Below are 12,009 nucleotides of genomic sequence, written 5' to 3' on the forward strand. Positions count from 1 at the left end.
CCGCCGTCTAAGGTGTCCCGCGATGCCGCTTCATGTGCACCGCGCCGAACGCACCGACCTGTTGGCCGACGGGCTGGGGTCGCTGCTGGCTGAACCGCTGCCCGACCCTTTCGCCGAGGAACTGGTGCTGGTGCCGGCGCGTGGCGTGGAACGCTGGCTGAGCCAGCGGCTGTCGCACGTGCTGGGCAGCGGTGCGCCGGGCGGCGATGACGGGGTGTGCGCCGGCGTGGTGTTCCGCAGCCCGGGTTCGCTGATCGCCGAGATCACCGGCACCGTAGACGACGACCCGTGGTCCCCGGAGGCGTTGACGTGGCCGCTGTTGGAGGTGATCGACCGCAGCCTCGACGAGCCGTGGTGCCGGGCGCTCGCAGCGCACTTGGGCCACTTCGATTCTGACGGCTACGAAGCCGAACTGCGCCGGGGACGTAGGTACGCGGTCACCCGCCGGCTGGCCGGACTGTTCGCCTCGTACGCCCGGCAACGGCCGCAACTGCTCGTCGACTGGCGCAACGGTGACGCCGGCGACCTCGACGTGGACCTGCTGTGGCAGCCGGAACTGTGGCGCGCACTGGTTGACCGTGTTGAGGCCGATCCCCCGCACATCCGTCACCAACGGACTGTCGCACGCTTGAGAGCACGACCAAGCGAGCTGCCGCGGCGGCTGTCGTTGTTCGGGCACACCAGGTTGTCCGCCACCGACATCGACTTGCTGGACGCGCTGGCCGGCCACCATGACGTGCATCTGTGGCTGCCGCATCCCAGCGACAAGCTGTGGCACGCGCTTGCCGGCACCCATGGTGTGATCCCGCGTCGCGCGGACACCAGCCACCGTGCGGTGGGTCATCCGCTGCTGGCGACGCTCGGGCGCGACCTGCGAGAGTTGCAACGCAGCCTGCCGACGAATCTGCCGACCGACGAGTTTCTCGGCGGCACCGGTGTTTCCGCCTCTTCGGATACGCTGCTCGGCTGGCTGCAGTCCGACATCGCCGCCAATGCCGTACGGCCTGGAGGTCGAAAGCTGGCTGCGGATGATCGCTCGGTGCAGGTACACAACTGCCACGGTGCGGCCCGCCAGGTCGATGTGCTGCGCGAGATTTTGCTCGGCCTTCTGCAGGACGACTCGACGCTGGAGCCGCGCGACATTCTGGTGATGTGCCCGGACATCGAAACGTACGCGCCGTTGATCGTCGCGGACTTCGGGCTCGGCGACGTGGTCAACGGCGCGCATCCCGCTCACCGGTTGCGCGTGAAGCTTGCCGATCGCTCCCTGATCCAGACGAACCCGCTGCTCGGCGTGGCCTCTCAACTGCTGGGTCTGGCCGGCAGCCGGGTGACAGCCAGTGAGGTGCTCAACTTCGCTCAGGCTGCGCCGGTGCGCGCCCGTTTCGGTTTCACCGACGACGATCTGGAGGTCATCACCCGCTGGGTCCGGCAGGCGAATATCCGGTGGGGCTTCGACCAAGAGCACCGGCAGCCTTATCACGTCGACTTCGTGCACAACACTTGGCGTTTCGGTGTCGACCGGGTGTTGACCGGCGTCGCGATGTCTGACGACTCGCGGGCCTGGATCGGCGCGACACTGCCCCTCGACGACGTCGGCAGCAACCGCGTCGAATTGGCCGGCCGACTGGCCGAATTCGTCAGCCGGTTGCAGCATACGATCGACTCACTCACCGGCGCGCGGCCGTTACGCGAGTGGCTGACGGCTCTCACGGGTGGCGTCACCCGGCTCACGCGCGTGCACGACGCAGATCGCTGGCAAACCGGCCAGATGGAGCGCGAGTTCGGGGCCGTGTCGGCCGATGCCGGTCCGCGGATCGAGACGGTGTTGCGACTACCCGACACCCGGGCGTTGCTCGACCGGCAGCTGTCCGGACGCCCGACGCGGGCCAACTTTCGCACCGGCACCCTGACGGTTTGCACGATGGTGCCGATGCGCTCGGTGCCGCACCGGGTGGTGTGCCTGGTCGGGCTCGACGATGGCGTGTTCCCGCGCCTCGGTGTCGTCGACGGCGACGATGTGCTGGTGCGCAATCCGATGACCGGCGAACGCGACATCCGTTCGGAGGACCGCCAATTACTGCTCGATGCCATCGGCGCGGCCACCGAAAAACTTGTCGTCACCTACACCGGGGCCAACGAATACTCGGGTCAACCGCGGCCGCCCGCGGTGCCGCTGGCTGAGCTGCTGGATGCCCTCGACATGACCACCGGCGACAAGATCCGCGAGCGCATAGTCGTCAAGCATCCGTTGCAGCCCTTCGATTTTCGCAACGTCGTTCCCGGGGAGTTGGTGCCGGACGTCCCGTTCAGCTTCGACCCGACGGTGTTGCGGGCGGCGCGGGTCAGCACCGGCCAACGATGCGACCGGCCCAAATTCATCTCGACGCCGTTGCCGCCACCAGCTCCCGACGACGTCGTACTCGCCGATCTCGTCGGCTTCTGCAAAGACCCGGTGAAGGGTTTCTTTCGCGCCCTGGAGTTCACGTTGCCGCGCGACGTCGACGGTGTCCAAGACGCCATGCCGGTCGATATCAACAATCTCGAGGAATGGACCGTCGGCGACCGGATGCTCAGCGACATCCTGCACGGGATGAGCCCGGATGACGCGCGGCAGGCCGAGTGGCGCCGAGGCATGCTGCCGCCCGGTCAACTCGGGTGGCGCAAGGCCACCGAGATCCGCGACCAGGCGGCACAGTTGGTCACCGCGGCGCGGCAGCACCGTGGCCGGGCGGAATCGAAGGCGTATGACGTCGACATCAATGTGGGCTCCGGGCGACGACTCACGGGCACCGTGTCGCGGGTGTATGGTGAGCGCCTGGCGTCGGTGACGTATTCCAGGCTGGACGGCAGGCACCTGCTGGAATCTTGGATCCCGTTGCTGGCGTTGACGTTGCAACATCCTCGCCTCGACTGGTCCGCGGTATGCATCGGCCGGTCGAAGAAGGGCAGCACTGTACGGGTCGACGGACTGGGGCCGCCGGTCGGCGACGCCTTGCCGATCCTGCGTGATCTGGTAGCAATCTACGACGCGGGGCGTCGAGAGCCGATTCCTTTGCCCATCAAGACCTCTTATGCCTGGGCCGCCGCCCGGCACTGCGGTGACGATCCGCTGTTGCAGGCTTCTTACCGGTGGAAAAGCGGACGATTCCCCGGCGAAGAGGAGTCACCCGCGCACGTGCGCGCGTGGGGCAAGAATGCGCGACTGGCGGACCTGATGCAGCCCCTGCGACCGGGCGAGGAATACGACGGCGAAGACAACCGGCTCGGCGCTTACGCCGCTCGGCTCTGGCTGCCGATGCTGCGTGCCGAGCGGGAGCCGGTGTGATGGAGCGCTTCGACTTGCTCGGACCGCTCCCGTCCCGGCGTTCCACCACCGTGCTGCAGGCCAGCGCGGGAACCGGTAAGACCTTCGCGTTGGCCGGTCTGGTGACCCGCTACCTCGCCGAAGGTGCGGCGACGCTGGACCAGATGCTGCTGATCACGTTCGGCCGGGCAGCCAGTCAGGAACTGCGCGAGCGTGTGCGCGGTCAAATCGTGCACGCCGTAACCGCGTTCGACGACCCGTCCATCGTCGGGGACAACAAGCTGGTGGCATCGCTGTTGGATGACACCGACGGTCGGCGCACCCTGCGTCAGCAGCGGCTGCGGGATGCGCTGGCCGGCTTCGACGCGGCGACGATCGCCACGACCCATCAGTTCTGCCAGCTGGTGTTGAAGTCTCTGGGGGTGGCCGGTGACACTGCCGCGAACGTCACCTTGGTCGAGAGCCTCGACGAACTGGTCGCCGAGATAGTCGACGACCTGTACCTGGCTCATTTCGCCCGGGAGCGTGACGATCCGGTGCTGAGCTATCGCGATGCCCTGCGGCTGGCGCGCGAGGTCGTCAAGAATCCGTCGACGGAGCTGCGGCCTCGACATCCGGAGGCCGGATCGCGGGCCGCCGTCTGTGTCGGCTTCGTCGAAGATGTTGTCGCCGAGCTGGAAAGGCGCAAGCGTCGGCTGGGCGTCCTCGGCTACGACGACCTGCTGAGCCGGCTGGCCGAGGCGCTGGACGCCGATGACTCCCTGGCGCGGGTGCGTATGCATCAACGCTGGCCGATCGTCATGGTCGACGAATTCCAGGACACCGACCCGGTGCAATGGCAGGTGATCGACCGCGCGTTCAGCGGGTGCTCCACCGTGATTCTCATCGGTGATCCAAAACAGGCGATCTATGCGTTTCGCGGTGGCGACATTGTGACGTACCTGCGGGCGGCCGAGACAGCAGGCGACAAGAAGACGCTGGCCACCAATTGGCGGAGCGACGCCGCGCTCGTCGAGCGACTGCAGGTGGTGCTGCGGGGTGCCCAGCTGGGCGACGCCGCGATCGTGGTGGACGACGTCGAGGCTTACCACCAGGGTCATCGACTGGCGGGCGCGCCGCGCAACGATCCGTTCCGGCTACGGGTGGTACAACGAGCGACGCTGGGACGCAGCGGCATTCAGAATTTGCCGATCGACCAGCTGCGGGCGCATATCGGCGCAGACCTCGCCGCCGACATCCGCGCGCTGCTGGCGGCCGGCGCGATGTTCGGCGGTGAGCTGTTGCAGGCCCGCGACATCGCTGTGATTGTCGAGAAGCACAAGGACGCCCGGGCGTGTTTCAAGGCGTTGTGCGATGCCGGCATTCCGGCGGTGTACACCGGCGATTCCGACGTGTTCGCCTCGGACGCCGCCGAAGATTGGCTGTGTCTTCTGGAGGCGTTCGACCAGCCGCACCGTCCCGGCATGGTCCGCGCCGCCGCGGCGACCATGTTCTTCGGCGAAACCGCGGAATCGCTTGCAGCCGGCGGTGACGCGCTGACCGATCGGCTCGCGGCCACGTTGCGGGAGTGGGCCGGGCATGCCCGCGAACGTGGCGTCGCGGCGATCTTCGAGGCCGCTCAGTTGCATGGCATGGGTGACCGCATCCTGTCCTGGCAGGGCGGCGAGCGGCACATGACCGACCTCGCGCATATGTCGCAGTTGCTGCAGGACGTCGCGCATCGCGAGCACTACACTCTGCCCGCGCTTCGCGACTGGCTGCGCAGGCAGCGTGACGAACGCAGCGGCGCAACGGAACGCAACCGGCGACTGGACAGTGATCTCGCCGCCGTGCAGGTCATGACGGTGTTCGTCAGCAAGGGTCTGCAATATCCGATCGTGTATCTACCGTTCGCGTTCAACCGCAACACGCAGGACCGCGACGTCATGCTTTTCCACGATAACGATGTGCGCTGCCTGCACATCGGCGGCAAGGACAGTCCTGACTTCAAGACCGTCGAGCAATTGGCCCGCAAAGAGGACGCCAGCGACGACAGCCGGCTGACATATGTCGCGATGACTCGCGCGCAGACCCAGGTGGTGGCGTGGTGGTCGCCGGCCTTCGACGAACCCAATGGCGGCTTGTCCCGGCTACTGCGCGGTCGCCGACCCGGAGAGCCGCTCGTGCCCGACCGCTGCGAGCCCGCGAAGATATCCGACGACGACGCGATCGCCTTGCTGCGCGAGTGGGAGGCCGCGGGCGGCCCGGTGATCGAGCAGTCGGTGGTGGCCGCAGCGCCTGACGTGCCCCGCGCACAGATGCCGAACGACCTGAGAAGCCGCCACTTCCACCGCGATATCGACACCGCCTGGCGTCGTACCTCCTATTCCGGGCTGATCCGCGTGGCGGAGAGCACCGGCGTCAGCAGCGAGCCCGAGAACACCGAATTGGACGACGAAGTCGGCGAGATTCCGGTCGTTGCGGCACCGGTTGTGCAGAACCTGCCGTCGCCGATGGCGGAGTTGCCGACGGGCGCGCGATTCGGCACCCTCGTGCACGCCGTGCTGGAGACGGCTGACCCCTTCGCCGGGGATTTGGCCGTCGAGTTGGAGTCGCGCATCCGGTCGAATGCGGTGTGGTGGCCGGTCGATGTGGCTCCGGAGGTGCTGGCCGCGGCGATGGTACCCATGCATGACACCTCGCTGGGCCCGTTGGCCGGTGGTTTGACGCTACGGCAGATCGGGTTACGGGATCGGCTGCGCGAGTTGAACTTCGAATTTCCGTTGGCCGGTGGAGACCTGCGTTCGGCTGCACCGGCTGTGACGCTTTCCGACGTGGGCGCGTTGTTGCGTGACCACCTGTCGGCCGATGATGCGCTCTCCCCCTACGTCAGCCGGTTGACGGCCCCCGCTCTCGGGGATCAGGTGTTGCGCGGATACCTCACCGGGTCGGTCGACGCCGTACTCCGCGTTCCGGGCGACTCGGGACATCGCTATCTCGTCGTTGACTACAAGACGAATTGGCTAGGGGACCCGGACCGGCCGCTGATTGCCGGTGATTATGACCGTCCACGCATGACCGAAGCGATGCTGCACTCGGATTATCCTCTGCAGGCTCTGCTGTATCTTGTTGTTCTGCATCGATTTTTGCGGTGGCGGCAACCGGGCTACGACCCGGCGCACCATCTCGGCGGGGTGCTGTACCTGTTCGTGCGGGGTATGTGCGGCGTCGACACACCGGTACTCGACGGTCACCCGGCCGGAGTCTTCAGTTGGAATCCGCCGCCCGACTTGGTGGTTGCGCTGTCCGACGTTCTCGACGAAGGGAGACGGTCAGCATGACGGTCGCCGATGTCGGGGCCGCCCTCGGTGCCGCTGGTGTGCTACATGAGTTCAACGCGGCAGGAGTGCTTGATCTCTCGGATGTGCATGTGGCGCAGCGGCTCTGCGCACTGAGCCAGGAGACCGACGAGCAGGTCGCCTTGGCGGTGGCGTTGGCGGTCCGGGCGCTGCGGAGCGGGTCGGTGTGCGTGGACCTGTCGACCGTCGCAGGGGTCGTCGGACCGGCTGACCTGTCGTGGCGGGAGCCGACGGCATGGCTGGCGGCGGTTCGCGCCAGCCCGTTGCTTGGTGAGCCGCCGGTGCTGCACCTCTACGACGACCGCCTGCTTTACCTCGACCGGTACTGGCGCGAAGAGCAACAGGTCTGCGACGATCTGCTGGCACTCCTGGTGCCCAAGCCGGTGATCGATGTGCCCGACTCCGAGCGACTCTTCCCGGCCGGATTCGAAGAGCAGCGAGAAGCGGCCGAAATCGCTCTCTCGCAGGCGGTCACAGTCTTGACCGGCGGGCCGGGCACCGGTAAGACCACCACGGTTGCGCGTCTGCTGGCGCTGCTCGCGGAGCAGACGCAAATCGCCGGTGGACCACGGGTACGCGTCGCGCTGGCGGCGCCAACCGGCAAGGCGGCGGCGCGGCTGCAGGAGGCAGTGGCTCTCGAGGTCGAAAGGCTTGACACCGCCGACCGGGCGCGGCTGGGTGAGCTCCGTGCGGTGACGCTGCACCGACTGCTCGGCTCCAGACCGGACACCTCGTCGCGGTTCCGGTATGACCGCGGGAACCGGTTGCCGCATGACGTGATCGTGATCGACGAGACGTCGATGTTGTCGTTGACGCTGATGGCTCGGCTGCTGGAGGCAGTTCGACCGCAAGCCCGGTTGATCCTGGTCGGTGATGCCGACCAGTTGGCGTCGGTGGAGGCCGGAGCGGTGCTCGCGGACTTGGTAGAGGGTCTGTCGGCCCGAGACGATGTGCGGGTAGCGGCTCTGCGGACCCCGCACCGGTTCGGGGAGTCGATCGGCGCGTTGGCCGAGGCGATCCGGTTTGGTGAAGCAGACCAGGTGCTGACCCTGCTGCGGTCCGGCGACAGGCACATCGAATTCGTCGAGGACGACCACCCGGAGCAGCGGCTGCGTTCTGTGCTGGTGCCGCACGCCTTGGCACTGCGGGAGGCGGCCCTGCTGGGTGCCGGTGATGTTGCTGTCGCGACGCTGGATCGCCACCGGCTGTTGTGCGCGCACCGGCGTGGACCGTTCGGCGTGGCGCATTGGAACCGGCAGGTGCAGATGTGGCTCGCCGAGGAGACCGGTCAGCCGCCGTGGTCGGAATGGTATGCCGGACGGCCGCTGCTGTTGACCGCGAATGACTACGGCTTGCGGGTGTACAACGGCGACACCGGTGTTGTGGTGGTCGGTCCAGACGGCCTGCGGGCCGCCATCGCGAGTGCCACCGGACTGCTTGACTTCGCGACCAGTCGGCTCTCTGACGTCGAGACCATGTATGCCATGACGATCCACAAGAGTCAGGGCAGTCAAGCCGACGAAGTGACGGTGCTGATGCCGCCGGCGGATTCGCGGTTGCTGACCCGGGAACTGTTCTACACGGCGATGACTCGGGCGAAGCAGAAGGTGCGGGTGGTCGGCCCCGAGGCTTCGGTGCGCGCCGCGGTCGGGCGACGAGCGGTGCGAGCGAGCGGGTTGGCACATCGGTTGCAGTCGTCGGCGTGAAGCTGTTCGCGCAATGAAACTCCTCGCCACGTATACCGTGAGGCGGTGACCGCCATTCACCGTCCCGACGTCATGGTCCTGATGACAGACGAAGAACGCTCGAGGCTGAGCTGATGGCAGACCCAGACGCGGGCCGTGTCGCGGTCTACCTCGATTTCGACAACATCGTCATCTCCCGCTATGACCAGGTGAATGGGCGTAATTCGTTTCAGCGAGACAAAGCCAAAGGGCTGGAAGAGTTTCCGGATCGGCTGATGCGGGCCACCGTCGACGTCGGCGCCATCATCGACTTCGCGTCGTCGTTCGGAACGCTGGTACTCACCCGTGCGTACGCGGACTGGTCGAACGAGGTCAACACCGGCTACCGCGAGCAGCTGGTTGGCCGCGCCGTCGATCTTGTGCAGTTGTTCCCGGCGGCGGCCTACGGCAAAAACGCCGCCGACATTCGGCTGGCCGTCGACACGGTCGAGGACATGTTCCGATTGCCAGATCTGACCCACGTGGTGATCGTGGCCGGCGACTCCGATTACATCCCGCTGGCGCAGCGATGCAAGCGGCTCGGCCGGTACGTGGTGGGCATCGGGGTGGCCGGGTCGTCGAGCCGGGCGCTGGCGGCGGCGTGCGACGAGTTCGTCGTCTATGACGCGCTGCCCGGAGTTCCGGTACCGGAGCCGGCGCCGGCACCCGCCGATGTGGCGGTGTCGCCGAAGCGACGCGCCGGCCGCACCAAGGATGCCGACACCGAGGAGTCGCAATCACCCGATCCGCAGGCTGCGGCCACCGGTCTGCTGACGCGCGCGCTGCGGATTGGCCTGGAGAAGGACGATGCGGACTGGCTGCACAACTCCGTGGTCAAGGCGCAGATGAAGCGGATGGACCCGTCGTTCAGCGAGAAGTCGCTCGGGTTCCGGTCTTTCAGCGACTTTCTGCGATCTCGGTCAGATCTGGTGGAGCTCGACGAAAGTTCGACGATACGGATGGTCCGATTACGCGCGAACGGCTGAGACGAGTATCAGCCGGGCTGCGTTCGGGCCCGCTGCGCGGACACGAATAGGTTCCGGGGACCGTCGTCCTCAAGGTCCGCCGCAGGTTTGCGTCCATATCCGGCCATCAGCTCGACCGACGGTGTCACGTCGACCTGCCAGCCGTGGCGGCGCAACCAGTCGCCGACATCATCGCGATTCTCGAAGTACCACAGCTCGTCGGTTCGGGGCACCTCCCGCTGCGGGTCCGCTTCAGCCATCAACGCCTGAATGCGCTGCATGCGCTCACGTCGCTTCGCGAACGCACCCGGGTCGGCGAAGTCAGGTGCGAGCGCCTCGACAGCAATACGGCTACCGGAGGCAGTGAGCCCCTGAAGGCGGTCGAACAACAACCGCTGGGCTGCCGTCGGCAGATACATCAGCAGCCCCTCGACCGACCATGCGCTCGGCGCCGACGGATCGAAACCGGCCTGTTGCAACGCCGTTGGCCAGTCTTGACGTAGATCCGCCGCGACGCCGATCCGATTACACGTCGGTTCTGCGCCGTGCTCTATCAGAGTCGACGTTTTGAAGTCCAACACCCGGTGCTGGTCGAGTTCGTAGACCGTCGTACCGTCGGGCCAGGGCAACCGCCAGGACCGCGCGTCCAGGCCCGCTGCCAGGATCACCGCCTGACGGATGCCCGCGCCGGCGGCGTCGACGAAGAAGTCGTCGAAAAAGGCGGTGCGGCAAGCAAAGTAGTTGACCAGCTCCTGCATCCGCCGGGGCAACTCTGGTTCGGCTCTCACGATTTCGGCGGGCAACTCAGGCGCCGAATACCAGTTCCACACGCCGTCGCCGACGGTGTCGAGGAAGATCCGGGCGAACGGATCGCTGATCAGCGGGTTGTCCTTTTCGGTCTCGGCAGCGCGCGCCGCCGCCACACCCAGCGCGGTCGCGCCGACACTTTCGGTGATCTCCCAACTGTCGTCGTCGGTTCTCGCCACGCTCACTTCCTCCCAGTCGGCAGCACGCATTCGACCCTACGTGAGCCACCTGCGGAAGAATCGCGGTCACCATGACCGACAGCAACCGATCCGCTGTGCCGTCTCGACGCCGCCACACCGTGCGGCTTGTCGTGTTCACCGGCTTCCTCGTCGCGCTGGTCTATCTGCTGGCCGTCCGGCATGTCGTCGACGTCGAGGCGGTTCGGCGCACGGTCGCGGCGACGGGCCCGGCCGCGCCGCTGACCTACGTCGTGGTCTCGGCCATCCTGGGCGCGGTGTTCGTGTCGGGCCCGATTCTGGCGGCCAGTAGCGGGGTGCTGTTCGGTCCGGTGATCGGTGTGTTGGTGACGCTGAGCGCGACGGTGGGCACCGCGGTGGTCGCAAGCCTCGTCGGCCGTCGGGCGGGCCGCACCAGCGCACGGGCTCTGCTGGGAACGACACGCGCGGAGCGCATCGACTCGTTGATAGAGCGGGGTGGTCTCTGGGCTGTGGTCGGTCAGCGTTTCATCCCGGGGATCTCCGATGCGCTCGCCTCGTATGCCTTCGGAGCGTTCGGCATTCCGTTGTGGCAGATGGCGCTCGGCGCGTTCATTGGATCGGTGCCGCGCGCATTTGTCTACACCGCGCTGGGCGCCTCGATCGCGGATCGGTCCTCGCCGCTGGCCTATGCGGCCATCGCGGTGTGGTGCGTGACTGCCATCGTCGGCGCGTTCGCCGCGCGGCGCGGCTATCAGAAATGGCGGGTGCATGTCCGCGGCGGTGCGGACGGCGGTATCGCCGAACCGGATCGCGAAGCCGGACCGCCTCGCCCTTGACGGTCACCGACCGAGGCCGGCAGTGAACGATGGCGGCGCCGCCGACTCGGCGCTCCCCCAGAAGACGTTAGGAATCAGCGACAGCGAGAAAGACAGCTCCCCGCCGTCATCGATGGTCGATTCCGGCAGATACGTCTGGTCGGTGGGCCGGCCGTCGATGCTGAGCCCGTTGATGTACTTCAGGCCATTGGATGCGCCCGGAGCGGTGATCCGGATCAATCTGCCGGTGGGCAGCATAATCTCGACTCGGTCGAAAAGCGGTGTGTTCACGGTGAGGATCGGCGTGCCCGGCGTGATCGGGTACAGCCCGAGCGCGGCCCACACGTACCAGCTCGACATCGCACCCAGGTCGTCGTTGCCGGGCTCGCCGTCCGGTGTGGGACCGAACAGTTGGCTGCGGACCCGGTCGACGGTCTGTTGAGTTTTCCACGGTTGACCCATGTAGTTGTACAGCCACGGCACCCCGAAATCCGGTTCGTTCCCGATCCAGAGGTAGGGCTTGTTGGGCCCGGCATTGAGTTCCGTGGTGAAGCGGTCGAGCCGCTCGGCCGCAGCCTGCCGACCTCCGAGGGCGGTGACCAGTCCGCCGACGTTTTGGGGAACGAGCCACAGATACTGGTCGGCGTTGCCTTCGTCGAATCCCTGTTGCCCGAAATCTTCTCCGAAGTCAGAGCCGGCGTCGTGGGGCTGGGGACCGTCGAGGAAAGCACCGGCGGCGTCGCGGGGCGAGATGTAGCCGGTCGCCGAATTGAACAGGTTGTGCCACCACTGCGCCCTGTTCTGAAATTGCGCGGCGATGACGCCGTCTCCGAGGGACTCGGCGAACCGGGAGATGGTGAAGTCGTCGACCGACCATTCCAGCGTGATCGAGGCG

At 66.8% G+C, this 12,009-nt stretch carries 6 protein-coding genes and 1 pseudogene; 5 read left to right on the top strand and 2 right to left on the bottom strand.

Going from position 1 to position 12,009, the window contains the following annotated elements; all coding sequences use genetic code 11:
• The first annotated feature begins 22 nt into the window (after nt 1-22).
• From recC to WA317_RS13530, 4 genes are all read left to right on the top strand, one after another.
• Entirely contained in the window at nt 23-3,328 is a 3,306-nt protein-coding gene (gene recC / locus WA317_RS13515) for an exodeoxyribonuclease V subunit gamma (RefSeq protein ID WP_425173515.1), read from the top strand.
• A complete protein-coding gene (gene recB / locus WA317_RS13520) occupies nt 3,328-6,627 on the top strand; it encodes an exodeoxyribonuclease V subunit beta (protein WP_425173516.1) in 3,300 nt (1,099 codons plus the stop codon). Before recC ends, recB begins: the two co-directional genes overlap by 1 nt.
• Nucleotides 6,624-8,351, top strand: coding sequence for an exodeoxyribonuclease V subunit alpha (gene recD / locus WA317_RS13525; protein WP_425173517.1), 1,728 nt, complete (start codon nt 6,624-6,626; stop codon nt 8,349-8,351). Before recB ends, recD begins: the two co-directional genes overlap by 4 nt.
• A 113-nt stretch (nt 8,352-8,464) precedes the next feature.
• Entirely contained in the window at nt 8,465-9,355 is an 891-nt protein-coding gene (locus tag WA317_RS13530) for an NYN domain-containing protein (protein ID WP_425173518.1), read from the top strand.
• Nucleotides 9,356-9,363: 8 nt separating this feature from the next.
• On the opposite strand, the gene WA317_RS13535 is transcribed toward WA317_RS13530, so the two are convergent.
• Nucleotides 9,364-10,320 carry a class I SAM-dependent methyltransferase gene (locus WA317_RS13535; RefSeq protein WP_425173519.1) on the bottom strand — a complete coding sequence of 319 codons (957 nt, stop codon included), beginning with the start codon at nt 10,318-10,320 and terminating at the stop codon, nt 9,364-9,366.
• A 71-nt stretch (nt 10,321-10,391) separates the two neighbouring features.
• Here WA317_RS13535 and WA317_RS13540 point away from each other — a divergent pair, with 71 nt between their 5' ends.
• Entirely contained in the window at nt 10,392-11,135 is a 744-nt protein-coding gene (locus tag WA317_RS13540) for a TVP38/TMEM64 family protein (protein WP_425173520.1), read from the top strand.
• Between the two features lie 15 nt (nt 11,136-11,150).
• Here the strand turns inward: WA317_RS13540 and WA317_RS13545 are convergent.
• A pseudogene (locus WA317_RS13545) lies at nt 11,151-12,009 on the bottom strand (glycoside hydrolase domain-containing protein); the annotation flags it as partial.

It is taken from the genome of Mycobacterium sp., assembly GCF_049802695.1.
Lineage (GTDB): Bacteria > Actinomycetota > Actinomycetes > Mycobacteriales > Mycobacteriaceae > Mycobacterium.